Annotated in this window: 25 protein-coding genes and 1 tRNA gene; 14 read left to right on the top strand and 12 right to left on the bottom strand. The window is 62.7% G+C overall.

The genetic code is table 11. The features are described from left to right. The first annotated feature begins 154 nt into the window (after window positions 1-154). From HT051_RS09120 to HT051_RS09090, 7 genes are all read left to right on the top strand, one after another. A complete protein-coding gene (locus HT051_RS09120) occupies window positions 155-691 on the top strand; it encodes a ubiquinol-cytochrome C chaperone family protein (RefSeq protein ID WP_174541740.1) in 537 nt (178 codons plus the stop codon). Window positions 692-693: 2 nt separating this feature from the next. Continuing rightward, a complete protein-coding gene (locus HT051_RS09115) occupies window positions 694-1278 on the top strand; it encodes a DUF177 domain-containing protein (protein WP_174541739.1) in 585 nt (194 codons plus the stop codon). A 153-nt stretch (window positions 1279-1431) separates the two neighbouring features. Beyond that, on the top strand, window positions 1432-2475 hold the full coding sequence (plsX, locus tag HT051_RS09110) for a phosphate acyltransferase PlsX (protein WP_174541738.1): 1044 nt from the start codon (window positions 1432-1434) through the stop codon (window positions 2473-2475). A 21-nt stretch (window positions 2476-2496) separates the two neighbouring features. Then, complete coding sequence (locus HT051_RS09105; RefSeq protein WP_174541737.1) at window positions 2497-3474, top strand: beta-ketoacyl-ACP synthase III; 978 nt, start codon at window positions 2497-2499, stop codon at window positions 3472-3474. A 142-nt stretch (window positions 3475-3616) separates the two neighbouring features. Then, entirely contained in the window at window positions 3617-3934 is a 318-nt protein-coding gene (locus HT051_RS09100) for an integration host factor subunit alpha (RefSeq protein WP_174541736.1), read from the top strand. Window positions 3935-4048: 114 nt separating this feature from the next. Beyond that, the gene (locus tag HT051_RS09095) at window positions 4049-4495 is read left to right on the top strand and encodes a MerR family transcriptional regulator (RefSeq protein ID WP_174541735.1); all 447 of its coding nucleotides are present in this window, start codon (window positions 4049-4051) and stop codon (window positions 4493-4495) included. Window positions 4496-4613: 118 nt separating this feature from the next. Continuing rightward, a tRNA-Pro gene (locus tag HT051_RS09090) sits at window positions 4614-4691 on the top strand. Window positions 4692-4767: 76 nt separating this feature from the next. On the opposite strand, the gene HT051_RS09085 is transcribed toward HT051_RS09090, so the two are convergent. From HT051_RS09085 to HT051_RS09070, 4 genes are all read right to left on the bottom strand, one after another. Beyond that, a complete protein-coding gene (locus tag HT051_RS09085) occupies window positions 4768-6039 on the bottom strand; it encodes an O-antigen ligase (protein ID WP_174541734.1) in 1272 nt (423 codons plus the stop codon). Beyond that, window positions 6036-7583 (bottom strand): undecaprenyl-phosphate glucose phosphotransferase, encoded by a 1548-nt coding sequence (locus HT051_RS09080; protein ID WP_246810036.1) that lies wholly within the window; start codon window positions 7581-7583, stop codon window positions 6036-6038. Before HT051_RS09080 ends, HT051_RS09085 begins: the two co-directional genes overlap by 4 nt. 254 nt (window positions 7584-7837) lie before the next feature. After that, window positions 7838-8995 (bottom strand): glycosyltransferase family 4 protein, encoded by a 1158-nt coding sequence (locus tag HT051_RS09075; protein ID WP_174541733.1) that lies wholly within the window; start codon window positions 8993-8995, stop codon window positions 7838-7840. A 45-nt stretch (window positions 8996-9040) separates the two neighbouring features. Continuing rightward, a complete protein-coding gene (locus HT051_RS09070; protein ID WP_174541732.1) occupies window positions 9041-9508 on the bottom strand; it encodes a polysaccharide biosynthesis/export family protein in 468 nt (155 codons plus the stop codon). Between the two features lie 357 nt (window positions 9509-9865). Here HT051_RS09070 and HT051_RS09065 point away from each other — a divergent pair, with 357 nt between their 5' ends. Continuing rightward, window positions 9866-12205: an exopolysaccharide transport family protein gene (locus HT051_RS09065; RefSeq protein ID WP_174541731.1), complete on the top strand. Its 2340-nt coding sequence runs from the start codon at window positions 9866-9868 to the stop codon at window positions 12203-12205. 21 nt (window positions 12206-12226) lie between these two features. Here HT051_RS09065 and HT051_RS09060 read toward each other — a convergent pair whose 3' ends face one another. Further along, window positions 12227-13462: a GNAT family N-acetyltransferase gene (locus HT051_RS09060; protein ID WP_174541730.1), complete on the bottom strand. Its 1236-nt coding sequence runs from the start codon at window positions 13460-13462 to the stop codon at window positions 12227-12229. A gap of 160 nt (window positions 13463-13622) precedes the next feature. Here HT051_RS09060 and HT051_RS09055 point away from each other — a divergent pair, with 160 nt between their 5' ends. Next, on the top strand, window positions 13623-14675 hold the full coding sequence (locus HT051_RS09055) for a polysaccharide deacetylase family protein (protein WP_174541729.1): 1053 nt from the start codon (window positions 13623-13625) through the stop codon (window positions 14673-14675). A gap of 21 nt (window positions 14676-14696) precedes the next feature. Here the strand turns inward: HT051_RS09055 and HT051_RS09050 are convergent, their stop codons facing one another. After that, the gene (locus HT051_RS09050; RefSeq protein ID WP_174541728.1) at window positions 14697-14918 is read right to left on the bottom strand and encodes a DUF2842 domain-containing protein; all 222 of its coding nucleotides are present in this window, start codon (window positions 14916-14918) and stop codon (window positions 14697-14699) included. Between the two features lie 127 nt (window positions 14919-15045). On the opposite strand from HT051_RS09050, the gene HT051_RS09045 reads away from it, so the two are divergent. Then, on the top strand, window positions 15046-16152 hold the full coding sequence (locus HT051_RS09045) for a COX15/CtaA family protein (RefSeq protein WP_174541727.1): 1107 nt from the start codon (window positions 15046-15048) through the stop codon (window positions 16150-16152). On the opposite strand, the gene HT051_RS09040 is transcribed toward HT051_RS09045, so the two are convergent. The 3 genes from HT051_RS09040 to HT051_RS09030 all read right to left on the bottom strand — a co-directional run bounded on the left by HT051_RS09040 (window position 16131) and on the right by HT051_RS09030 (window position 18914). Further along, window positions 16131-17420, bottom strand: coding sequence for an O-acetylhomoserine aminocarboxypropyltransferase (locus HT051_RS09040; RefSeq protein ID WP_174541726.1), 1290 nt, complete (start codon window positions 17418-17420; stop codon window positions 16131-16133). The genes HT051_RS09045 and HT051_RS09040 overlap by 22 nt on opposite strands. Window positions 17421-17527: 107 nt before the next feature. Next, complete coding sequence (locus HT051_RS09035; RefSeq protein WP_174541725.1) at window positions 17528-18061, bottom strand: CoA-binding protein; 534 nt, start codon at window positions 18059-18061, stop codon at window positions 17528-17530. Between the two features lie 13 nt (window positions 18062-18074). Then, on the bottom strand, window positions 18075-18914 hold the full coding sequence (locus HT051_RS09030; protein WP_174541724.1) for an enoyl-CoA hydratase: 840 nt from the start codon (window positions 18912-18914) through the stop codon (window positions 18075-18077). Window positions 18915-19121: 207 nt separating this feature from the next. Between HT051_RS09030 and rplM the strand changes: the two genes are divergently transcribed. From rplM to argC, 3 genes are all read left to right on the top strand, one after another. Next, entirely contained in the window at window positions 19122-19586 is a 465-nt protein-coding gene (gene rplM, locus HT051_RS09025; RefSeq protein ID WP_174541723.1) for a 50S ribosomal protein L13, read from the top strand. After that, window positions 19586-20071, top strand: coding sequence for a 30S ribosomal protein S9 (rpsI, locus tag HT051_RS09020; protein WP_174541722.1), 486 nt, complete (start codon window positions 19586-19588; stop codon window positions 20069-20071). Before rplM ends, rpsI begins: the two co-directional genes overlap by 1 nt. A 144-nt stretch (window positions 20072-20215) precedes the next feature. Further along, window positions 20216-21262, top strand: a complete 1047-nt coding sequence (gene argC / locus HT051_RS09015) for an N-acetyl-gamma-glutamyl-phosphate reductase (protein ID WP_174541721.1) — start codon at window positions 20216-20218, stop codon at window positions 21260-21262. A 14-nt stretch (window positions 21263-21276) separates the two neighbouring features. On the opposite strand, the gene HT051_RS09010 is transcribed toward argC, so the two are convergent. From HT051_RS09010 to HT051_RS09000, 3 genes are all read right to left on the bottom strand, one after another. After that, window positions 21277-21480 carry a hypothetical protein gene (locus HT051_RS09010; RefSeq protein WP_174542946.1) on the bottom strand — a complete coding sequence of 68 codons (204 nt, stop codon included), beginning with the start codon at window positions 21478-21480 and terminating at the stop codon, window positions 21277-21279. Window positions 21481-21513: 33 nt separating this feature from the next. Beyond that, complete coding sequence (locus HT051_RS09005) at window positions 21514-23265, bottom strand: alpha/beta hydrolase (protein WP_174541720.1); 1752 nt, start codon at window positions 23263-23265, stop codon at window positions 21514-21516. A 197-nt stretch (window positions 23266-23462) separates the two neighbouring features. Beyond that, the gene (locus HT051_RS09000) at window positions 23463-23633 is read right to left on the bottom strand and encodes a hypothetical protein (RefSeq protein WP_174541719.1); all 171 of its coding nucleotides are present in this window, start codon (window positions 23631-23633) and stop codon (window positions 23463-23465) included. A gap of 267 nt (window positions 23634-23900) precedes the next feature. Here HT051_RS09000 and HT051_RS08995 point away from each other — a divergent pair, with 267 nt between their 5' ends. After that, window positions 23901-24128, top strand: a complete 228-nt coding sequence (locus HT051_RS08995) for a hypothetical protein (protein ID WP_174541718.1) — start codon at window positions 23901-23903, stop codon at window positions 24126-24128. The last annotated feature ends 64 nt before the right edge of the window (window positions 24129-24192 follow it).

Genomic DNA, 24192 nt, shown 5'->3' with positions numbered 1-24192 from the left:
CCGTCATTCGAAAATCGCTTGCCCCCGGCGCCGAGCATCCGCAAAAAACGCGGGGCACCAGCATGGAGGGTCAGGCTCCCTCAAAGGTCTTGAAAAACTCTATAGCGGAGCGCTGGTCCGCGTTACAGTGGAACCTTACCCGAAGGCCAACTCCATGAACATTATCAGCCGGTTATGGCAGACGCCTCCCGCCCGTGACAACGCCGAAGAACTCTATAGCGCGATTGTGGCGCAGGCGCGGCTGCCGTATTTCTATGCCAAGGCCGGCGTCCCCGATACCCTCGAGGGCCGATTCGTCATGCTGTCGATGCATTATTTCGCGCTGCTGCACCGGCTCAAGCAGGAGGGCCCCGCCGCCCAGGAGCTGGCGCAAGAGCTGGTGGACCGCTTCAGCGCCGATATGGAGACCGTGCTGCGGGAACTCGGCATCAGCGATCTGCGTATCCCAAAGCGGGTCCGCGGCGTCTCGGCCACCAATCACGGCCTGGCGCTTGCCTTCGAAAAAGCCTTGGCTGAAGGCAACGCGGCGCTGGAAGAGACCATTGCCGAGGTTTTGCCGCTTCCGCAAACAGAAGCAATGCGTTCCGCCCGTCTGTTAAGTCCATATCTGCAGCAGACGGTCGCGCATCTGCGCAGCCAGCCGCTGGAGACACTGGAAACCGGCAACGTGCAATTCCCGGAGATGGCTTGACCATGGCCAAACGCAAAACTGACCGAAACCAGCCCGAAATCCCGTCCGAAGAGCCGCCGTCGCCGCTCAAACGCGTCATTGCCGTCGACTCCATTCGCGATGGGCTGGAGGAAACCGCCAGCTTCACCCCTGCGGAGCTGGAAGAGATCAAAACTCTTCAAGATCTTCAGTCACTTGACCGTTTCGGATTCGTCTACACGCTGAACCGGGTCTCCGGCGGTGGCGTCACTCTCAAGGGCAAGCTCACCGCCGATGCCACGCAGACTTGCGTGGTCAGCCTGGATCCCGTCCCGGCATCGCTGGAAATTCCCGTAGAGGCCGACTATCTGCCGCAAAGCGCCATCGAGCGCTGGCAGGCCGAGCTCGACGAGGAGACGCTGAGCGATCCGCTGGCCGAGTGGCCGGAGCCGATTCAAGGCGGCAAGATCGATATCGGCCCGCTGATCTACGAATCCTTCGCCACCGCCCTCGATCCCTATCCCCGTAAGGAAGGCGCAAACCTCGATTGGGAGCCAGAACAGGGGGACGAGCCGGAAGAATCCGCTAAAGAGAACCCATTCTCAATCTTGGAAAGGCTCAAACGCTGATCGGACCAGGGCCAGACGCCGCATGGTAATGGGTTGTAAGCCGAGCGCGTTTGGGTATGTTCTGGGGCCGCTTCGGGGGCTCTTCAAGGCCGGTCGGCCAAGAGACATGTTTCATCTTATTTCATCTTATTTCATCTTAATCGGTACGGAAGTATGGGTGCGCCAGTCACCATAGCGCTTGATGCGATGGGCGGAGACTATGGCCCCGCCGTGGTTATTCCCGGCGCGGCGGAGGCGCTCGTCCGCAATCCTGACCTGCGCTTTATCCTGGTCGGGGACCAGACCGTGATCGAGCCGGTGCTGGCCGAGCATCCGGCGCTGAGCCGTCGGTCCGAGATCATTCATACCGACGTCGCCATCACCATGGACCAGAAGCCCTCCGTGGCGCTGCGCAAGGGCCGCTGGCATTCCAGCATGTGGCTTGCCTTGGAGGCGGTGAAGGACGGCAGGGCGGGGGCGGCAGTCTCCGCTGGCAATACCGGCGCGCTGATGGCCATGGCCAAATTTTGCCTGCGCACCTTGGAGCGGGTCGACCGGCCCGCCATCGCCGCGATCTGGCCGACCATCGAATCCGAATGCATCGTCCTCGATATCGGGGCCAATGTCGGTGCCGATTCCCGCCAGCTGGTGGAATTCGCGCTGATGGGCGCCGCCATGGCCCGCGCCGTATTCCACCTGGAGCGCCCCAATATCGGCCTGCTCAATATCGGCGTGGAAGAGGTGAAGGGGCTGGACGAGATCAAGAAAGCCGCCGTTGCCCTGAAGGACGCCCCGCTTCCGATCCATTATCACGGCTTCGTGGAGGGCGACGATATCGGCCGCGGCACCGTGGATGTGGTCGTCACCGACGGCTACACCGGCAACATCGCCTTGAAGACCGCCGAAGGAACGGCTAAGCAGATCGCGGAATATTTGCGGGCGGCCATGGGCCGTTCGCTACTCGCTCGAATTGGAGCCGTGCTGGCACAGGGCGCGTTCCGCGCTCTCAAGGAAAAGATGGATCCGCGCCAGCTCAACGGCGGCATATTTCTCGGTCTAAACGGCATTGTCGTGAAGAGCCACGGCGGGACCGACGCGACTGGCTTTGCCAGTGCGATCGATCTGGCCTGTGACATGGCTTCCAACGGCGTGGTCAACCGTCTGGCCGACGATGTCGCCCGCTTCCATGCCGAGCTTGAACTCAGCGGTGCGGCGTAAGGCATGGGAGTGTAGGTCGACGTGAGTGTGTTGCGGACGGTTGTCAAAGGGTGCGGCGGATATCTTCCGAAGCACGTGATGACCAACACAGAAATTTCCGAACTCGTCAGCACCACCGACGACTGGATCACCACGCGCACGGGGATCAAGCAACGGCACATCGCCGGCGAGGGGGAGACCACCTCGTCCATGGGCGTCGAGGCGGCGAAGGCGGCTCTCGCCAATGCCGGTATGGCGGCGGAGGATATCGACCTCATCGTGCTCGCCACCTCCACCCCGGACCAGACCTTCCCGGCCAGCGCAGCCACCATCCAGGCCGAACTCGGCATCACCAACGGCGCCGCCTTCGACATGCAGGCGGTCTGCTCAGGCTTCGTCTTCGCCCTTGCTACGGTCGATAATATGTTGCGTTGCGGCCAGTTCCGCCGCGCACTTGTCATCGGCTCTGAAGTTTTCTCTCGCATCCTCGATTGGGAGGACCGCAGCACCTGCGTGCTGTTCGGCGACGGCGCTGGCGCGGTCGTTGTCGAGGCCGAGCCGCAGCCGGGCGACGCCACCGATCGCGGCATCCTGGCCGCCTGCATCCGCTCCGACGGCCGCTACCGCGACAAGCTCTATGTCGATGGCGGCCCGGCGACGACCAAGACCGTCGGTCATCTGCGTATGGATGGCCGCGAGGTGTTCCGCCACGCCGTCGTGAAAATCGCCGAAGCGATCGACGAAGCCCTTGAAAAGGCTGGGCTGGAGCCGTCCGATATCGACTGGTTCGTGCCCCATCAGGCCAATAAACGCATCCTCGACGGCGCGGCGCGCCGTCTGAACTTGCCGCCCGAGCGCATCGTGGTCACAATCGACAAGCATGCCAACACATCGGCTGCTTCGATTCCGCTCGCGCTCGACACCGCCGTCAAGGACGGCCGCATTCAGCCGGGCGATCTGGTGCTGATGGAGGCGATGGGCGGGGGATTCACCTGGGGCGCGCTGCTGGTGCGCTGGTGATATCGTAAGTTGCGTGCCGCTTTGGCCACACTTCGCCGTCGAAAAGAACGCAAAATCAGGAATTTGAACGAACGGTCATTGACCGGAGGTTAGTTACTCGATTAGCATTTTCCCTCGGCCCGCGATCTGGGGGAAGTGCTGTATGAGCGGGAAAACACTAACACGCGCCGACTTGGCGGAGGCCGTGTTTCAGAAAGTCGGATTACCACGTAACGAGTCGGCCGAACTGGTCGAATTGGTGTTGCGTGAGATCGTCTCCAGCCTTGAGCGCGGAGAGTCGGTCAAGCTGTCCTCATTCGGGTCTTTCGGGATCCGCGACAAGGGCGAACGCATTGGCCGCAATCCAAAAACCGGCGAGGAAGTCCCGATCACACCACGGCGCGTCCTGGTGTTCCGGGCCAGCAACATCATGAAGCAAAGCATCAACAATGCTTTGTCTCGGAGGAAGGCTGCGGAATAGGGTGAGCGCAACGTAGCAAGTACCTGAAAGACAGTTGTAATATGCGCTAAGATTTGCAACCGGGCTTGCGCTGATTGAGGGATTAGGCTCAAGCCCCGAAGCGGGGGTAAGAGCATGGAGAAAGCGCCGGAGGCATTCCGCACTATCAGTGAGGTCGCCGATGACCTCGACGTTCCCAAACACGTCTTGCGGTTTTGGGAAGCCAAATTCACACAATTGAAGCCGATGAAACGCGGTGGCGGCCGGCGCTACTACCGGCCGGAGGATGTCGCTTTGCTGAAGGGCATCCGGCACTTGCTTTACAGCGAGGGCTACACCATCCGCGGCGTGCAAAAGATCCTGCGCGAGAACGGTCCACGTTCGGTGATGTCGACCAGCGAATCGGCCGAAGCCGGGCAGTCGGCGCCCGGGCACCTGATTCCCGATCTCGCAGCCGAGGCAGCCAGCAGTGTGGGATTTGTGAAAGCGCCGAACGGCGAGTTCGACTACGGCAAATTCATCCACGGACTGCTCGACGAAATCGATGCCTGTCAGAGGATTCTCGCCGAAGCCAAAGAGTGAGGCCGGGGGCTTTAGCCGAGGATTAGAGGACCAATTTGCCTCTCGTCGTCAATGAAGTGAACACGCCGCTTGCTTGGCGCGGCTGAGCGTGTATACCCACACCCTTCAAGGTTCGGCTCGGAGCGTGGCGCAGCCCGGTTAGCGCACCGGTCTGGGGGACCGGGGGTCGCGAGTTCAAATCTCGCCGCTCCGACCAGCCTTGCCTTTTGAAGCCCTGCCTTCTGAAGCATTGTCTTCTGAAAAAGCGTGTGCCGCTTCCGGACAGAGGCCCGCTAATCTCGCCGCATCGCCGCGCTCGCGCCCGGCGGGCTGGCGAGCGCCATCCCCCAAACGATCGCCATCAGCAGGAAGAGATGGCGCCAGTGGTCGATATCGATCACCACGCCTTCCAGCACGGCGCCGGTGAATCCGGCCACCACCACGGCGCCCAGACCGTCGGCATTTCCGCCGCCGAGCACGCGCCGGATACCTAAGAACACGGTTCCGAGCACCAGCCCGATAAACAGGACGCCACCGAGCCATCCGGTATTGAGGAACATGCTGAGATAGACCTGGTGCACATCGCCCTTCTTGTAAATTCGGGCGAACTCCAGCGCGCCATACCCCAGCGGATGATCGAGAATGACACCGATCGCCCGCAACTGCCCGCCGAAGCGGCCCTCCGGCCCGGCATCGTAGGATTGCTCGAAGGCGAAGCGCTGGCCGAACAGATCGGCAAAGCTCGGAACGCTCAACACCGCGACGACGAGTCCGACGGCAAACAGGATCCCAAGCAGCAGATAGAACAGCAGCTGCACCCGGCGGCGGTTCTGCTGCGCGGTGATGAAGGTCAGATAGCTGAAGATCGCCATCGAGACGATCAGGTTGATCCAAGAGCCGCGCGAGAGGCTAAGCAGACAGCCAAGGATCAAGATGGCGGCGATGCCGATGGTCAGCAGCGCCTTCGGCGCCTTGCTGCGCAGCACCGTGTTGAAGCAATACAGGATCGCCGGCACCAGAAACGCGCCGAACACATTGGGATCCTGGAAGGTGCCCTTGGCGCGGCCATACTCGGTGAACAGGTCATATGTCCCCGCCACGCCGAAATAGCCCATGATGCCGGCGATCGCCGCAATTACCGCCGCAAATAGATAGGCCGACATGATCAGCCGGATGTAGCGGGGCGGATCGGATGAGATAAATCCGGCCAGCACCACCGAGGTGAATGCAAGATAAAGTGTGATTACCGTATGCTTGACCGGCACATCGAAAATGCCGGCCTGAGTGGTGGCGATCAGCCCGCCGACGATGATCAGGCACCAGATCATCATGTAGAGCGCCAGGCCCGGCGTATAGCGCACCAGCCCGACCACCGGCAGCAGCAGCGCCAAGCCCATGATCAGGATATCCGGCGGCGCCGGATCGGCGAGCACCACCGAGATGCTCGCCACCGAAATCCAGACATAGGCGAGCACCAGGCGCATCAGGCCGGGACTCAACACACCCCCGGCACTGCCGCCATAGGGCGGGCGCGCAACGCCAAACTGGTCGGCGACGGCACTCAATACGCGTTCTCCGTTTTGAGCAGAGCGAAGGGCGTCATCAGCAGGATGTAGAGGTCCAGCATCACCGACCAATTCTCGATGTAGTAGAGATCGTATTCGACGCGCCGGCGGATCTTCTCCTCGGTGTCGGTCTCGCCGCGCCAGCCATTGATCTGCGCCCAGCCGGTCACCCCGGGCTTTACCCGGTGGCGGGCGAAATACCCATCCACCACATCGGCATAGAGCCGGTCCTTCGCCTTGGCCTTGGGCGCATGCGGCCGCGGCCCGACCAAAGAGAGCTCGCCCTTCAAGACGTTGAAGAGCTGCGGCAGCTCATCCAGGCTGGTCTTGCGCAAGATCCGCCCGACCCGCGTTACGCGGGGGTCGTCCTTGGTCACCAGCTTGTCGGCTTCCGCATCCGTCTTCTCCTGATACATGGAGCGGAATTTGTAGATATTGATCGGCTCGTTATTGAAGCCCTGGCGGGTCTGGCGGAACAGCACCGGCCCTTTGCTGTCTACTTTGATGGCAATTGCGATCAGCGCCATCAGCGGCGCCAGCACGATCGTCGCGAGCCCGGCCACGATCTTGTCGAACAGCCATTTGCTGACGAAGTCCCAATTGGCGATGGGCTTGTCGGCGATATCGATGAACGGGACATTGCCGATATAGGAATAGGTATGCGGCCGGAAACGCAGCGCGTTGTTGTTGGCCGAAAGCCGAATATCGACCGGCAGAACCCACAACGTCTTGAGGATCTCCAGCACGCGCTTCTCCGCCCGCATCGGCAGCGAGATGATCAAGAGATCGACGCGCGAATTGCGGGCAAACTCCACCAGATCGGCGATCTTGCCGAGCTTCGGATAGCCGGCCACCACCGGCGAAACCCGGTCGTTGCCGCGATCGTCGAAAATCCCGGCAATGCGGATATCGGTATTCGGCGAGGCCTCCAGCGACTTGATCATATCCTCGGCCTCCGCACCACCGCCGACGATGACGGCACGGCGATAGAGCCGGCCCTCGCGCGCCCAGCGCCGCATGAGCACCGTGAGCGTGGCGCGCTCGGCGAGCAGGGCGCCCAGCACCGAGAAATACCAAGTCCCGAGCCATAGCCGTGAGAACTCGGCCCCGACCTTGGCGAAGAAGGCCAAGGCCATCAGCCCGGCGAGAACCAGGCTCCAGGCCACGGCAAGCCTGGCATAGCTCACCGCGAAATCGCGGAATGCCTGCACCCGGTACAGCCCGAAGCTTTGCACCACGCCCGTGAAGAGAGCGCCAGTGGCCAGCACCGTGCCGAGATAGACCAGATGCGTGGTCCGTCCCTCCCACTCCACATGCAGGAAATAGATCAGGAAGCCGATCCCGGAAATCAGCAGAAATTCCATAAGACGGACGATGCCGGTCAGCACCGGCGCCGGCAGCAGATCCAGATTGGCGCCGCGGCGAATCTCCGCCAAGGGCGGCCGCGGCACCTTGCGGCGTTCCTTGAACGGCGGCTGGCCGCTCTTGCGGCGGCGGTCCGAAGACGCCTTCTTGTTCTTAGGGAACTCCCCACTGCGTTCCATGATGCTCATCCGACGACCCACCGTCCGCTTCCTGGCATTCCACCCAGACCGAATTTGCGCCCCCTTGACCGCGGACGGCCTTGAGGATCGTTGTTCGTTGTCTTCCGGGGCGGCAGGCGCGAGGCCGAGCAAGCACAGTCCGGCGGCCGCTCCCAGACGGTGCCAGTCTTGGCATAGAAGGTTTTGGGATGAGTGAAGACGCGGCAAAGCAAAAGCTCTGCCTGCAAGCTTGGTTAAAAAGGATTTGCCTTAATTCAGGCGTCCGGTTCGGTTTCCAGCAAGGTGAAATAGAGACCGGTGATGCGTTCGGTCATCTCCTGCACGGTAAAACGCTGCCTGGCGACCCCTTGCAGGGCCGCGGCGCGCTCGGCAAAGGCATGCGGATCGACGAGGAAGCTGTCCATCTGCACCGCCAGCGCATCGACGTCTCCGGGTGGAACCAGAGGCATGGGAACGCCGGCCGTGATCTCCGGAATCCCGCCGACATCGGTGGCGATCAGCGGCATGCGCGCCCCGACCGCCTCCAGCACCACATAGGGAAGGGATTCGGCCCGCGAGGGCACCACAAGGCAGCGGCTGCGAGCAAATCCGATGCCCACCGGCTGCGGCCCGGCGAAGATCGCACGCTTGCGCAAGCCCAGCCGGTTGGCTAGCCGGTGGAATTTGGCGGCATCGGCGCCGACGCCGACGATCACCGCGCGCGCATCACGCTCCGCCCGCGGCCGATCCTGCTGCAGCTTGGCCAGCGCCTTGAGGAAAACATCGACGCCTTTCAGCTCGCGCAGCTCGCCGACGAACAGGAAATCCGCCGCATCGTCGACCACCTCCACCTCGTAGAACTCATACGGATAGAGTCCGTTATGGACGATGCGGGCCGGGCAGGGCGGCACACAGATCATCTCTTCATAGGTCCGCGCGGCGAACTCGCTTTCGAAGATCATCGCGTCGGTCATCCGCGCCAGCCAGCGCTCCGCGGCGATATAGATCCGCCCGATCGGATTCTTCGGAGAATAGTGCAGGCTGCCGCCATGGGGCGTGTAGATCACCAGCGGAAACGGCCGCTTACGCCGCAAACGGCGTCCGGCGAGCCGGGCATAGGCGCCGCCCTTGGCGCCGTGGCCATGCAAAATATGCGCGCCCGTTTCGGCCGCGATCTTGGCGACCTTGCGGGTCGCCAGCCAATCGCCGATCCCCGGCTGGCGCGCCATGGAAAAGCGCGTAATCCCGAGGCGGCAGACATCCGACAACTCGCGCAGCATGGTCTCGGCCCGTTCGCCGCCGGTGCGCGAATCGCAAACGATGCCGACATCCAGTCCCAGCTCGGCTTGCGTCTTCGCCAGATCGTGCACGTGGCGGAACAGCCCGCCGACCGGGGCACGGAGGCAATGAAGGACACGGACAGCCTCAGTCACTGGACCCTCGACTTCAGTTTGTAGACTTGATTCTCGAAGCTTGGCTTAGAAGAAGCGCTCAAGCACATAGATCGTGTCGCCCGGCTTCACCGGATAATCGGGCGGAACCATGACCGTGCTCTGCACCCCGCCGAATTTCCGGCTCAGGCGGAACTTCCGCTCGTTGGCCCGCTCCGTATAGCCTTGCGCGATCGCCACCGCCGTCTCCACCGTCATACCGTTGACGTAAGCATATTGCCCGGGCGTGCGCACCTCGCCGAGTATGAAGAACGGACGATAGGTCTGTACCTCGGCGCTAACCTTCGGATTCTTGATGTATCGGGAGCCGAGCCGCTGGGTAATTACCGAGGAAAGCTGCCGTGTGGTCAGCCCGCGGGCATGCACCTGGCCGATCAGCGGCATCGAGATATAGCCGCTGGTATCGACCGCATAGACATTGGAGAGATTCTCCTGTCCAAACACGACGACACGCACCTGGTCGCCCGCATCCAGCGTATACGTCGCATTCTGCACCACAGGCGCGCCGGGAACGGTGTTCCGGGCCGGCCTCAATCCCATGCCGGGCGGAGGCAGAGGCGAGGGGGTGTTCAAGAACGACGCGCCCGGCACGTTCAGCCGGGGGCCATTCATCTTACAACCGCCGAGGGCGGTGCAAACAGCGAGTCCGATCAACAACATACGGACCCAGCCGAATCCTTTGGTGAGGTGCGATTCCATAGGACTCGATTTAGAGCCTCTATAGTTAACGAATACTCACCAGCCGTCCTGAAGCCGGCCACCACTTAAGCATTTGGTTACTGAGCTCGGGTGTAATGTCGCCAGGATTTCCAGGGAGTTTCTGAGTCTATGCCGCCTGAGCAAAATCAACCCGTGACCGACGACATCGATCTGGTCACCTTGGGCCGCGCCATCTGGCGCGCCAAAGGCTGGATCGTCGGCATTTCGCTTGCCGTAGGCTTCCTGACCTTCGTCAGCCTCTCGATGATGCGGCCGCAATACACGGCCGAAACCCGCATCCTCATCGAGAATGAGCAATCGGTCTATCGGCAGCCGGCAGGCTCCACGGCGCCGGTTCGAAGCTTGGACGAACAGGCCATTCAGAGCCAGGTCCAAGTGCTGACCTCCCGCGATCTCGCGCTTCAAGTCGTACGCAAGCTCGACCTGATCAACAATCCGACCTTCGCCAAGGATTCCGGCGTCGGGCTGATCGGCATGATTCTCAAACAGATCGGGCTCACCGGCACCGATAAGAAGTCGGAAGCCGAGAAGGCCGCCGACGCCTTTATGAGTCACCTGATCGTCTATCAGCGTGAGAAATCGAGCGTCATCGCCATCAATTACACTTCCGGCGATCCGCAGCTCGCCGCCGATGCCGCCAACGCCTTGGCCGAGGCCTATATTAATTGGCAGCGCGACGCTCAGCTGGAGCAGACCAAGGACGCCACCGCCTGGCTGCAGAAGCAGATCGACTCCTTGCGCACCGAGGTCGCCGAGTCGGAAGCCGCCGTGGAGAACTTCCGCGCCAAGGAAGGCATCTATGCCGGCAGCAACAATGTGGATCTCAGCGCGCAGCAGCTTTCGGAGCTGAATAGCCAGCTGATCATGGCCAAGGCGCAGAAATCCGAAGCCGAAGCCCGCGCCCGGCTGATCCGCCAGATGCTCCAGGACAACGGCGATATCGACGCCACCCCCGAAGTGCTGAAATCTCCGCTGATCTCGCGCCTGATCGAGCAGCGCGTCCAGGTGCAGCGCCAGCTCGCAGAGCTCTCCGCCACCTTGCTGCCCTCCCATCCGCGCATCGAGCAGCTCAATTCCGAGCTCGCCGACGTGCGCCGTCAGATTCGCGACGAAGCCAGGAAGATCGTCAAAGGGCTGGAGAGCGAGGCGCAAGTCGCCGGCGTCCGTGTGAACTCGCTATCGGCAAGCTTGGGCCAGGCGAAGACCGAGGCCTCGGGCGAGAGCGCCGCCGAGATCAAGCTGCGCGCCCTGGAACGCGACGCAAAATCCAAACGCGATCTGCTGGAATCCTATCTGGCCCGCTATAGCGATGCGAGCGCTCGCCACGATATCGGGGCAGTGCCGAGCAACGCGTCCATCATTTCCAAAGCCTATCCGCCGCTGAAGCCGTCTTTCCCGAAGAAGCTTCCGATCACCCTCTTGGTCACCGTGGCCGTCGGCTTGCTGATGCTCGCCTTTATCGTGGCCCGCGAGCTGATCCGTGCCACACCGAATGCATCCGGGCGCAGATCCGCGTATCCCGTACCGGTGGAGCCGGCGATGGAAGCGGCCACCGAGCCTGCTGCGGCAAGTGCCCCATCGCTCTTCGGGCAAGGAAGCCGCCCTCCGGTTCCGGCTGCTGCCCGCCGGAAACAGACCGACGAAAGCCCGCAAAGCGACAGTCTGGCCTCCCGCATCCGCCAGGGCCAAACTACCGCCACCGCCGCACAGCCTAATGGCAAGCTGAGCGCCGAGAGCGCAGCCAAAGCGGCTATGGGAACGCCTTCGGCGCTCGATCTTTATCTCCGCAAGCGTCGGCAAGGCGAGCACGCCGGCGATACAAGCGGCGAGCGTAAGACGGTGGGCGAGAAGGGCGCCGTTGTTCATTCCGTCGACGCCGTGTCGGAACAGCTCGATGCGAAGCTCGCAGGCGTAAGCCCGCGCTCCATTCTGATCGTGCCGGCCACTGCCATGAACGCGTTGCCCGAGGCGATCCAGATCGCCCGCAAACGCGCCGAGGAAGAGCGCGTCGTGCTGCTCGATATCGCGCAAGGACAGGTCACCGTCTCCGATTTTCTCGGATTAGAACGCATCCCCGGCTATCGCGAGCTGGCCGCGGGCGAGGCGGCCTTCGAGGACGTCATCCAGGTCGATCAGGAATCGGAGCTGCAGGTCATCCCGGCCGGCGATCCGGAGGTGACGCCGGAGAATGCCCAGGCCAGTTTCCTGCGCATCTTCGATGCCCTGAGCCATGTCTATGACTGCGTGGTGATCCATGCCGACCGGCCACAGGCGGTTACGTTCCAGCCGGCGCTGGAAGGCATGCTCTCGGCCATGGTGGCGCTGTTCGCTCCCGACACCGCCAAGAGCATGGCCGACGAAGCCCTGGCCGATTTTGCCAGCTTCGATTGCCCGGTGCTGATCTACGAACGGCGCGCCCAGACCGTCAAAGCGGGCGCGCGGCATCCGTTCGGCCGTGTCGCCGCCACTTAGAGTCGTTTCGGGGAAGGGGACCTAGTCCTCGTCCTCGACCTGCTGCTTGCCGAACAGCGCTCTGCGCACCTTCTTGGCCAGCGGCCACAGATATTTGTTCTGCTTCACCCGGCGCTTGGCCCAGATGAAGCCGGTCAGGGGCAGGGTCAGCAGATACCCTTGGGGCGTGAAGGCCTGATAGCTGTCGAACAGCTCGCGGACGACGTCGGACCAGCGTTCCTTATGGCGCGCGCCGCCGACGCCGATATCGTAATAGGCCAGTCCTTCGTTGCAGGCCCACTCGATCTGCCGCCGCAGCAACACAAGGCCGGGCGAATAGCGCTGCATGTCGCCTTCGCCGAGCGAGGACATGCAGACCGCCAGTGTGTCCTGGCAGACCGAACCGCTGAACGTGGCGGCAATGAAGTCGCCGACGCGGATATAACCCAAACGCAACCGCGCCGGATCGTCGTCGGGAAGAAAGGCCAGCTCGCGGAAGAAATCCCGGATCGGCGGGGTGAAGGGGTCTTCCACCCCCATGGCGGCGAACTGGGTCTCGCGCTGGGCGAAGAAGGTCTCCAGCACGTGTTTGCGCTCCGCATCGCTCGAAGCCCAACCGATGACCAGCTCGCCTTCCTCGCCAAGCTTACGTTCGCGCGTTGTATATTTGCGGCGCGACGCCTTCTTGAACTTCGCGTGGTAGAGCTCTTCGAAATCGCCGAGCTTCACCGCATAGCCCTCACTCGGATGCGGCTGATGCTTCAGCTCGGCAACGGGATTGCGGAACGTGCCCCACTCGAAAGGCTGGGCTTCCAGCAGCGCCGCGCTAGCGCCGGCCCAGGCGCCGATATGGTTAAGCAGCCGCGCGATATCGGGGCCCTTGAGCTGCGCCGGCACGCCGGGCGTGAACAGGCCCATATTGTAATTGGCGTGATCCTGGCCGAGCCAGACCAGCACGGTCTGACCGAATTTCCGCCGCAGCTCGAACGGCCACAGAAACAGCGCCCGGTCGGCGTCGTAACCGATAGCAATGATGGCGCGGCGTCCCTCCGGCTGGAGCACGTGCCGCTGCCAGGCCCGGGCATAATTAAAGGTCTGGCTGGGGCTGCAGGGCGAGACGCTCTGAAGCGCCTCCCAGACCGTTTCGAGCGGCTCGATCTCGTCCGTCACGTATAAGGTTATCGGCCCCATCCCGGTCTCGACCTGAAACGGCTCGGTTGTCCCAAATAGCGGCTCAAGACGTTCCGGACTGGTACGCTGCAACACTGTAGATGTCATAAAATGACCCATCTTTTCGACCCGAGAACCCCCAACCGTTTTTTAAGCAAAATCCGCACCTAGCAATGCTTTCGAAAGAAACCGCAATGCATGTTGGGCCGGCTTGCCAAGCGTAGATGGCATAGAAGCATTAATGGTTGATGGCGCGGGGAGAATTGTTGTGAGTAAGGTAAAGACCGCCGTCTTCAAGGCCGCCATGTCGGGCCTGTATCATTCCGGCGCCACCAAGCTCCTCGCCCCCTACACCCAAGGTAGCGGTCTCATCTACATGCTGCACCGCGTGCACCCCGAGCAGCCCGAAGAGTTCGCGCCCAACCGCATCCTGGAGATTTCGCCGGACTTCCTGGAAGCCGTGCTCAACCAGGTGGAAGAGGCGGGGCTCGATGTCGTCACCCTCGACGAGGCCGTACGCCGGCTGAAACAGGGCGATGAACGCCGCTTCGTCAGCTTCACCTTCGACGACGGCTATAAGGACAACGCCGAATACGCCTATCCGCTGTTCAAGAAGCGGAACATCCCGATGACCATCTACGTGCCGAGCGATTACGCCGACGGCCGCGGCGAGCTTTGGTGGCTCGCGCTGGAGGAGGTGGTCCGCCAGGCGGACAGAATCGAGCTCTGCCGCGACGGTGCGCTCTGGCAGCTTCCCACGGCGACCATCGCGGAGAAGAAGAAGAGCTTCGATCAGATCTATTGGTGGCTTCGCTCGATCGACGAGGTGCTGCAGCGCCAGGTCGTCCGCGTCCTGGCCGAACGCCACGGCATCGACATGATGGCGCGGTGCCGCGAGCTGATCATGAATTGGGACGAGCTGCGGGAGCTCGCCGCCGATCCGCTGGTCACCATCGGCGGCCACACCAAAGGCCATTACGCCGTCGCCAAGCTCTCCGCCGCCAATGCCAAGGAAGAGATGATCGGCGGGGCCGACCGCATCGAGGCCGAGCTCGGCACAAGGCCGGAGCATTTCGCCTATCCTTACGGCGACGAGCTGAGCGCCGGCCCGCGCGATTTCTGGCTGGCCAAGGAGTGCGGCTTCAAGACCGCCGTCACCACGCGAAAGGGCATGATCTTCCCGGCCCATCGCGAGCATCTGACCGCACTGCCGCGGGTCTCGCTCAATGGCGACTACCAATCCCTGACCTATACCGCGCTCTATCTCTCCGGCGCGCCGTTCGCCCTGTGGAACCGCTTCCGCGAGGTCAATGCGGCCTGAACGGCCAAGTATGACTTGTGGTTACTTAGACCCGGGCAGGGGATCGGGTTTCTGCATCCAGCGGATGATCAGCGCCGCAGGAATCACCCAGATCAGCCCGGCGATCAGGAAAAAGAAGAAACGCGCCCATAGCCCGGCCTCGGCAATATGGCCGGAGCCGATCGCCGCAACGATCAGCACATAGGTGAGCACGAAGGCCAAAATGGCTACCGTACCGATCAGCTTGCGCACCCGTATGCCCATGGCCGCATCGTAGCCGAAGGGGCCAAATGCGGGAAGCAGGGACCGGCACTAGGGGCCTCCCGCCCTGCGGCACTATCGCGGCAGCTTCTCATTGAGTTTCGCACCGTGGCTCGCTAACACATCTGCCATGGCTACAGCCGCCGCCCATAGCCTAGAGGCGCCCGCGGTCGAGACCGCAGGCAAACCCCACCATATCCGCGCTTTGCGGATCTGGCTCTGGGCCGTCGCGCTCCTGATCGTGGCGATGATTCTGGTCGGCGGTGCGACCCGGCTGACCGATTCCGGCCTTTCCATCACCGAGTGGAAGCCCATCGTCGGTATCGTGCCGCCGCTCTCCGATGCCGATTGGAACGCCGCCTTCGAGGCCTATAAGCAGATTCCCGAATATTCCCGCGTGAACCCGAATATGGACCTCGCCGGGTTCAAGGGCATCTTCTGGTGGGAATGGGGACATCGCTTCTTGGGCCGCATGATCGGCTTCGTCTTCTTCCTGCCGTTCCTGGCGTTTTGGGCTGCGGGCTATATCCCGAAGAAGCTCTGGCCCAAGCTGATCGGTCTTTTTGTGCTCGGCGGGCTGCAGGGCGCCGTCGGCTGGTACATGGTGAAAAGCGGGCTGATCGACAGGGTCGATGTCAGCCAATATCGGCTCACTGCCCATTTCGGCTTCGCCATTTTGATCTTCGGCTACACGCTCTGGCTGATCTTCGGCCTCGGCCCGGCAAAGCGCGAGCCCGTTACCTCCCGCGCTGTCCCCTGGGTCGCCGGTCTTATCCTCGGGCTGATCTATTTGCAGCTGCTGCTCGGCGCCCTGGTGGCCGGGCTCGATGCCGGTTTCGGCTACAACACCTGGCCGCTGATCGCCGGCGCCTTTATCCCGGACGGGCTTTGGGAAGCGACCCCCTGGATCCGCAATTTCTTCGACAACCCGCTCACCGTGCAGTTCGACCACCGCATGGTCGCCTATCTGGTCTTCGCCGCCACCATCGCCCAGGCCGTCTGGCTCGCCGCGACGAAGAAACCCCAGCTCCTGATCGGATCGGGCCTCACCGTCGCGGTCATCGCCATGCTGCAGGCCACGCTCGGTGTCTGGACCTTGCTGCTCGCCGTACCCATCACGCTGGGGCTGGCGCATCAGGCCGGCGCCGTGGTGCTGTTCGGCGCCGCCGTGTTCCATTTCTGGCTCGCCACCAACGGCGTGCCGGAAGAGCGGGCTCAGACTCTCGCCAGAGCCTGATCCAGATCGGCCATCAGATCGGCCTTATCCTCCAGACCAACGGAAAGCCGCACCACATCCGGCCCGGCACCCGCCACCTCGCGCGCCTCGTCTGAGAGCTGCCGGTGCGTGGTCGAGGCGGGATGGATCACCAGGCTCCGGGTATCGCCGATATTGGCCAGATGGCTGAACAGCTCCAGCCCTTCCACCAGCTTCACCCCAGCCTCATAGCCGCCCTTCACCCCGAAGGTGAACACCGCGCCGGCGCCTTTCGGGCAATACCGCTCGGCAAGGGCATGTGAGGCGCTGCCCGGCAGGCCCGCATAATTCACCCAAGCGACCTTGTCGTGCGCCGCCAGATGCTTGGCCACGGATAGAGCATTGTCGCAATGGCGCTGCATGCGGAGCGGCAAGGTCTCGATGCCGGTCAGGATCAGGAAAGCGTTGAACGGGGCGAGGGCAGGGCCGAGATCGCGCAAGGCCAGCACCCGCGCGGCGATAGCGAAGGCGAAATCGCCGAACGTCTCGGCCATCTTGATACCGTGATAGCTCTCGCAAGCCTCGGTCATCGTCGGATAGCGGCCGCCGCTGCCCTGCCAATCGAACGTGCCGCAATCGACCAACGCCCCGCCGATCGAGTTGCCGTGCCCGCCGAGGAACTTGGTCAGCGAGTGCACGATGATGTCCGCGCCATACTCCTTCGGCTTGATCAGATAGGGCGTCGCCAGGGTGTTATCGACGATCAGCGGCACGCCCGCCTCATGCGCGATTTCGGCAATCGCCTCGATATCGGACACAACCCCGCCCGGATTGGCGATGGACTCGATGAAGATCGCCTTGGTCTTGTCGCTGAGCGCCGCGCGGAAAGTCTCCGGATCGGTGACATCGGCCCATTTCACGCTCCAGCCGCATTTGGCGAAGGAGTAGGCGAATTGGTTGACAGAACCGCCATAGAGTTGGCGGCCGGCGATGAACTCGTCGCCCGGCTCCAACAGCGTATGGAAGATGAGGGTTTGCGCGCCATGGCCCGAGGCGGTGGCAAGCGCCGCCGTGCCGCCTTCCAGCGCCGCGACCCGCTCTTCGAGCACCGCGTTGGTGGGGTTCATCATCCGGCTGTAGATGTTGCCGAAGGTCTCCAGATTGAACAGCGAGGCGGCATGCTCCGTATCGTCGAAGACATAGGACGTGGTCTGATAGATCGGCGTCACCCGCGCCCCCGTCGCCGGATCCGGCCGGGCGCCGGCATGGATCGCCAACGTGTCGAACCCGGGCGCTTTTTCATCGCTCATGGCATTTCCTCCCTATAAATCGCACGCGACTTTACCAGTGCAGACGGGCGGGAAGAATGGCGGACATGCCCGGAGGCAGTGCGAATCTTAGCAAGCCGGGAGGGACGTCAGTCCTCTTTCAGCATGCGCTGCTGTATCGTGCCGCCCCGCATCGAAGGCCGCTTGGAGGAGAGCACCTTGGAGTTGACGCCGGTCCAGCCGATCTCTCCGGACAGGCGCCCATATTCGATCTTCGGGCAGCGGTTCATGATCACCGTGAGCCCGGCTTCTTCGGCAAGCCGGGCCGCCGCGTCATTGCGCACGCCGAGCTGCATCCACACCACCTTGGCACCGATGGCGATGGCCTCTTCTGTGATGCCGAAAGCAGCATCCGAATTGCGGAAGATATCGACCATGTCGACCGGGCGGCCGATCTCGGCAAGGGAACCGTAGACCTTCGCCCCGGCAATTTCCTTGCCCGCATGGCCCGGATTGACCGGGAGCACCTCATAGCCCTTGGCCTTGAGATATTTGGTCACGAAATAGCTCGGGCGCGACGGATTCGGGCTCGCCCCGACAATGGCGATGCTGCGCACCCCATTCAGCACGGCGCGGATCTCCGCATCGCTATAATGCTCGTGATAGCCCTCTGCCTGGCTCATTCGCTACGTATCGCTACTCGTCGTTCTTGGGCCAGACCGGCTTGCGCTTATCGAGAAAGGCGCCAATGCCTTCCTTTGCCTCGGCATGCAGCATGTTGTCGACCATGACGCAGGAGGCATAGCCGTACGCCTCCTCCAGCGGCATGTCGATCTGCCGGTAGAACGCCTCCTTGCCGATCTTCAGCGTGGCTTGCGGCTTGGTGGCGACCAGCGCGGCGAAGCCAAGCGTCTCCTCGAGCAAGGCGTCCGGCGCGGCGAGCCTGTTCACCAGCCCCATGGCCAGCGCATCCTCCGCGCTCGTCATCTCGCCGGTCAGCAGCATCTCCATCGCCTTCTTGCGCGGCACGTTACGGGACAGCGCCACCATGGGCGTTGAGCAGAACAGGCCGATATTGACCCCAGGCGTGGCAAAGGCGGCTTCGGAGCTCGCCACGGCAAGATCGCAGCTTGCCACCAGCTGGCAGCCCGCCGCGGTGGCGATGCCGTTCACCGCCGCGATCACCGGCTTCGGCGAATGCACGATGGTCAGCATCAGCCGCGAGCAGGCGGTCATGATCCGCTGATAGGCTGCCCGGCCTTTATCCGCCTCGCTGCGATACGCCGTCAGCTCTTTCAGATCGTGCCCTGAGGAGAACACCGGCCCGGCCCCGGTGAGCACGATCACCCGCACATCGCTCTGCTGCCCGGCGCGCCTGACGGCCTTCTGCAGCGCCCCAATCATAGCTTCCGACAGCGCATTGCGCTTTTTCGGCCGGTTCAGCGTGAGGATCGCGACACGCTCGCGAATCTCCTCCAGCACCAGCGGTTCTTCCGCCGGCTGCTCCTGTTTATCCCTGGTCTGAAGCTCGCCCATTTCCCACCCCTGCCGCTAAGCCTTTGATTAGGGGACATTCCTCTTTATGACACAAGGGCGCATCCCGTCTCAGTCGCAACCCGCGCGATGTGGTATTATTTTACCGCTCAGCTAATGCACTAAAACAAATGCACTTTTTTAACACGCGATGCTTGACGCTCGCGCGCTGTTCCGGTTAGAAGCGCCGATCTTAAAGAGGCGAGGAACATGAAAACCTATTCCGCCAAAGCGAGCGAAATCGAGAAGTCCTGGGTGTTGATCGACGCCGAGGGGCTTGTCGTCGGCCGTCTTGCAGCGCTGATCGCGACGCGTCTGCGTGGCAAGCACAAGCCGACCTATACGCCGCATATGGATTGCGGCGACAATATCGTGGTGATCAACGCCGACAAGGCCGTGTTCACCGGCAATAAGTATTGGGACAAAGAATATTTCTGGCACACCGGTTATCCGGGCGGCATCAAAAGCCGTACTGCCCAGAAGATCTTCGAAGGCAAGCATCCCGACCGCGTGCTGCACAAGGCCGTCGAGCGCATGCTTCCCAAGGGCCCGCTCGGCCGCAAGCAGCTGAAGAACCTGCGTGTCTATGCCGGGACCGAGCATCCGCATGAGGCGCAGCAGCCGCAGACGCTGGATGTTGCGAGCCTGAACACCAAGAATGCGAGGAGCGAATAATGGCCGATCCTGAGGTGAAGACTTTGGAGGATCTCGGCGCGCTCCAGACCGAGAACGCCGCCCCCGAGGCGCCGACCTACGTCCAGAAGCTCGACGCGCAAGGCCGCGCCTATGCCACGGGCAAGCGGAAGGACGCCGTCGCCCGCGTTTGGGTGAAGCCGGGGCCCGGCCGCATCCAGATCAACGGCAAGGAGCACGATAAGTATTTCGCGCGCCCCGTGCTGCAGATGATCCTGAAGCAGCCGCTGGTCACCTCCAACCGCGAGGGCCAGTTCGACATCGTCTGCACCGTTTCCGGTGGCGGCCTGTCGGGCCAGGCGGGCGCCGTCCGTCACGGCATCTCGCTGGCGCTGACCCGCTACGAGCCGGAGCTGCGCAGCGTGCTGAAGAAGGAAGGCTTCCTGACGCGCGATGCGCGTACCGTGGAGCGTAAGAAATACGGCCGCGCCAAGGCCCGCCGTAGCTTCCAGTTCTCCAAGCGCTAATCGTCGGCGACGTGTTCCGGCGAAGGCCGGAATCCAGTTGAGACTCATAGGTCATTGTGCTGGATACCGGCCTTCGGGCCGGTATCCGTGCATAACCGGTGCGCCAAAGCCCGAAAGCTGGCGGCACCCTAGGAGATGCGACCTATGAGCGATCCCATCGTCAATGCAGCCGTGCTCGGCGCATCGGGCTATACCGGCGCCGATCTGATCCGGCTTGCCGCGCGCCATCCCGGCATCAAGCTGACCACGCTGATTGCCAAGAGCCATGCGGGCAAACCGCTCGGCGCCGTCTTCCCGCATCTTGCATCGTTAGGGCTGCCCGATCTGGTCTCTTCCGACGAGGTGGATTGGGACGGCATCGACGTGGTGTTCTGCGGCCTGCCTCACGCCGCCGCGCATCAGGAAATCGCCAAGCTTCCCGACAACATCCGGGTCGTCGACATGTCGGCCGATTTCCGGCTGCGCGATCCGGAGCTTTACGCCAAATGGTATGGCGGCACCCACGGCGCCACTGAGCTGCTGAAACAGGCCGTCTACGGCCTGAGCGAGCATTACGGCCCGGCCATCAAGGACGCCCGCATCGTGGCATGCCCCGGCTGTTACCCGACCGCCATCCTGCTGTCGCTGCTCCCCTTGGTGAAGGCCGGGGTGATCGAAGCGGACGGCATCATCACCGACGCCAAATCCGGCGTCACCGGCGCCGGCCGCAGCCTGAAGCAAAACACGCTGTTCGCCGAGGCGGGCGAGGGGCTCTCGCCCTACGGCATCGCCAGCCACCGGCATCTGCCGGAGCTGGAGCAGGAGATCGGCGCGGCGGCAAACGCCCCCGTCACCATCACCTTCACCCCGCATCTCGTGCCCATGAGCCGGGGCGAGCTCACCACCTCCTATGTCGCCATGAAGCCCGGCACGGAGGCGGCCCACTTACGCGCCGTCCTCGAAGAGGCCTATGCCGATGCGCCGTTTATCCAGGTGCTGGCCGAAGGGCTGGTGCCGGCGACCCAGAATGTGCGCGGCTCCAATTTCTGCCAGATCGGCGTCTTCGCCGACCGGGTGCCGGGCCGCGCCATCGTCATCGGCGCCATCGACAATCTGGTGAAGGGCTCGGCCGGCCAGGCCTTGCAGAACTTCAATCTGATGTTCGGCTTCGACGAGACCACCGGGCTCGAGCAGCTGCCGCTCTTCCCGTAAGGGCGAGCAGCGCTTTACGCTGCCCGGCGCAGCCACCAGCGGCGGAAAGCAACGCCGGCCCAGATCGTCTCAACAAGCGCGAACGGCCAGGCGCCTTGCAGATAGCCATAAAGCGCCGCGAACAGGCACGCCACGGCGAAGGCCAGCACATACCAAGGGCTGCGGTCTTCCAGCGCATAGAACAGAAGCATAGCGCTGACGGCGGCAAGGCCGAACATGGTCAGCCCGTCGAGGGAAAGCTGCGCCAAGGCTTAAGTCCGCACCTTGACGTAGGAGCCCGGCGCATCCTCCAGCGGCCGGTAGCGGCCATGCGTGGGATCGCGCGCCGGCACCTTCTCGCCGGAAAGCCCCGCAAGCCAAGTCGCCCAATCCGGCCACCAGGAGCCGGGCATCTCCGTCGCCTGGCCGAGCCATTCGGCAAGCGTATTGGCCGAGGGTCCGGTCCAATATTGATATTTGTGCTTGGCTGGCGGGTTGATCACCCCCGCGATATGGCCGGAACCGGCGACCACGAAGCGAACCGGCCCACCGAACAGCCGCGAGCCCAGGAACACCGAGGCCGCAGGCGCGATATGATCGTCGCGGCAGGCGAGCTGATAGATCGGGATCGTCACCTTCTTCAGATCGAGCTTCTCGCCGGCAAGCGTCATCTCGCCCCGGCTCAGCTTGTTGAGCTGGTAGAACTCCCGCAGATAGAAGGCGTGGTTCAGCGCCGGCAGCCGCGCCGAATCCGAGTTCCAATACAAGAGATCGAAGGGCAGGGGTTTTTTGCCCAGCAGATAGTTGTTCACCACATAGGGCCAGATCAGATCCCGCGGCCGCAGCATGTTGAACACTGCCGACATGCGCGAGCCGTCGAGATAGCCTTGCTCGCTCATCATCTCGTTCAGCGCCGAAAGCTGCGCCTCGTCGATGAACACCATCAGATCGCCGGCGCTGGTGAAATCCACCTGGGTGGTCAGGAGCGTTGCCGAGGCGATACGGTCGTCGCCCTTATTGGCGAGATAAGCGAGGGTGGCGGAGAGCAGCGTGCCGCCGACGCAATAGCCTAAGAGATTGACGTAATGCAGCGAGAGCTGGCGGTTCACCACCTCCAGCGCGGCGAGGATGCCCTCGCGCATGTAATCCTCGAAGGTCTTTCGGGCCAGGCGTTGATCCGGGTTCACCCAGGAGATCACGAACACGGTGAAGCCCTGGTCCACCGCCCATTTGATCAGCGATTTCTGCGGCACCAGATCGAGGACGTAATATTTGTTGATCCAGGGCGGCACGATCAGAAGCGGCCGCTCATAGACCTGCTCCGTCGTCGGCTGATACTGGATCAGCTGCAGGATATCGTTCTCGAACACCACCTTGCCCGGCGTGGTGGCGAGGTTATGGCCGACCTCGAAGGCCGAATAATCGGTCTGGCTGATACGTAGGATATCCGGCGAGCGGGCCAGATCCTCGGCCAGGTGCTGCATGCCCTGCACCAGATTCTCGGCGTTGCTCTCAAGCGTGGTGCGCACCACCACCGGATTGGTCACCGGGAAATTCGACGGCGAGATCGCGCTCAGCATCTGCTCCAGATGGAACATCGCCTTATGCCGGGTCTGTTCGTCGATACCTTCGGTCTTCTCGGTCAGCCCCTCCGCCCAGCGCGCGGTCAGCAGATAAGCCTGCTTCCAGAAATCGAACAGCTGGTTGTCGGTCCATTCCGGGTCGGAGAAGCGGTTGTCGGTCGGATCCGGCGCGATCACCGGATCGACCTTTTCGCCGAGCCAGCGGCGCATGGAACGCGCCCAAAGCTCGCTGTAGGACTGCATCAGGTCGCGCTGCGCCTCGGCCAGCTTGGCCGGTTCGCTCACCCATTGCTTGGCGACCTCGCCCAGCGCCTTCAGCGCTTCGCTCATCTCGGTGGCGACGCTGTACGGCCCCTCGCTCTTGGTGCGTTCGGCCACGGCGCTCATCACCCGCGCGCCTTCCCCGCAAAGACGCATCAGGTTCTGCGCAAATGCGTCCATACGTTCAACATCTGGCTGAGGCGGGTCCGTCGGCCCCGTCCCGTCAGTCCGCTGATCCATAACCGTTCATCCCTAGACCCGAATTCGACTCTTAGCGGCCTTGGACTATAGGAATATTACCCACTGCCACTCCAGCCTGCGGACGAAAAAACGCATCGTCCAGAGCTGCAGACGTTTTTTCCAGGAAAAATCGGCGGTTAGGTCAGGAGCCCCGCCGCGAGGGCGACCAGCAGTGCCAGAATCAGTCCGGCGATAAACACCGCCCGCATCGAGGGCGTCGTCAGGATGATCTCGCCTTGCCGGGCATTCCGCGCAGAAATCGTCCGTCCGTCCTTTTTCGCGTGGGAGCGCCGGGTTTGCCGCGTCATCGCCATCTCCTTTCGTACCACGGACTACAAGGACTGTATGGCCGGCGAGCCGCCGCCGGCCGGCACCTCTTGAGAAAAACTGTGTCCTAGAGGCAGATGTTCCTCGCCGTCTGGGAGAGGCGAAACGCCGCGCCAAAATCCGCTTTTTATCCCCAATCGGATGGCACATTTATGCGGTTCTCGCGGGGGGTTCTCTTGTCGCTTTCGCAGCGCAGCATCGCGTGATATGAGGCTTAAGCGCTGCCTTTCAACCAAAAGGAAATAGCCGTGCATTCCAGCCGGGTAAGCCGGGCCGTATCACGACTCGTTCCCTTCGCCGTTCTCGCCGCGGCAGCGCTCGCCGTCAGCGGCTGTTCGGAGGGCATCGCCACCGCACCGCCGATCTCCAAGCTGATCCGCAGCTATGACGACACGCTGACCAAGGATCAGCAGCAGGACGTGATCTCCGACCTGCAAAACGAGGCCAAGCAAGCCGAAGCTCAAGCCAAGAATTGAGCTTTTTCCCTTGCGCCGCTGGCCCCTTGGCGCTCAATAGGCGATACTTAATCAATTAGCGTTT

It is taken from the genome of Methyloligella sp. GL2 (genome assembly GCF_013341275.1).
GTDB lineage: Bacteria > Pseudomonadota > Alphaproteobacteria > Rhizobiales > Methyloligellaceae > Methyloligella.
The sequence above is the reverse complement of the archived record's forward strand: the minus strand, read 5'-3'. Positions and strand labels throughout refer to the sequence as shown.

Excerpts from the sequence above, each read along its gene's own strand:
- HT051_RS09095 (WP_174541735.1), top strand. The coding sequence starts at position 4,049 with ATGGAGAAAGCGCCGGAGGCATTCCGCACTATCAGTGAGGTCGCCGAT.
- HT051_RS09005 (WP_174541720.1), bottom strand. The coding sequence starts at position 23,265 with ATGGACGCATTTGCGCAGAACCTGATGCGTCTTTGCGGGGAAGGCGCG.
- HT051_RS09060 (WP_174541730.1), bottom strand. The coding sequence starts at position 13,462 with ATGACATCTACAGTGTTGCAGCGTACCAGTCCGGAACGTCTTGAGCCG.
- HT051_RS09100 (WP_174541736.1), top strand. The coding sequence starts at position 3,617 with ATGAGCGGGAAAACACTAACACGCGCCGACTTGGCGGAGGCCGTGTTT.
- HT051_RS09000 (WP_174541719.1), bottom strand. The coding sequence starts at position 23,633 with ATGACGCGGCAAACCCGGCGCTCCCACGCGAAAAAGGACGGACGGACG.
- HT051_RS09050 (WP_174541728.1), bottom strand. The coding sequence starts at position 14,918 with ATGGGCATACGGGTGCGCAAGCTGATCGGTACGGTAGCCATTTTGGCC.
- HT051_RS09035 (WP_174541725.1), bottom strand. The coding sequence starts at position 18,061 with ATGAGCCAGGCAGAGGGCTATCACGAGCATTATAGCGATGCGGAGATC.
- HT051_RS09040 (WP_174541726.1), bottom strand. The coding sequence starts at position 17,420 with ATGAGCGATGAAAAAGCGCCCGGGTTCGACACGTTGGCGATCCATGCC.
- HT051_RS09010 (WP_174542946.1), bottom strand. The coding sequence starts at position 21,480 with ATGTTCGGCCTTGCCGCCGTCAGCGCTATGCTTCTGTTCTATGCGCTG.
- rplM (WP_174541723.1), top strand. The coding sequence starts at position 19,122 with ATGAAAACCTATTCCGCCAAAGCGAGCGAAATCGAGAAGTCCTGGGTG.
- HT051_RS09030 (WP_174541724.1), bottom strand. The coding sequence starts at position 18,914 with ATGGGCGAGCTTCAGACCAGGGATAAACAGGAGCAGCCGGCGGAAGAA.
- HT051_RS09115 (WP_174541739.1), top strand. The coding sequence starts at position 694 with ATGGCCAAACGCAAAACTGACCGAAACCAGCCCGAAATCCCGTCCGAA.
- HT051_RS09045 (WP_174541727.1), top strand. The coding sequence starts at position 15,046 with ATGGCTACAGCCGCCGCCCATAGCCTAGAGGCGCCCGCGGTCGAGACC.
- rpsI (WP_174541722.1), top strand. The coding sequence starts at position 19,586 with ATGGCCGATCCTGAGGTGAAGACTTTGGAGGATCTCGGCGCGCTCCAG.
- HT051_RS09120 (WP_174541740.1), top strand. The coding sequence starts at position 155 with ATGAACATTATCAGCCGGTTATGGCAGACGCCTCCCGCCCGTGACAAC.
- HT051_RS09080 (WP_246810036.1), bottom strand. The coding sequence starts at position 7,583 with ATGGAACGCAGTGGGGAGTTCCCTAAGAACAAGAAGGCGTCTTCGGAC.
- plsX (WP_174541738.1), top strand. The coding sequence starts at position 1,432 with ATGGGTGCGCCAGTCACCATAGCGCTTGATGCGATGGGCGGAGACTAT.
- argC (WP_174541721.1), top strand. The coding sequence starts at position 20,216 with ATGAGCGATCCCATCGTCAATGCAGCCGTGCTCGGCGCATCGGGCTAT.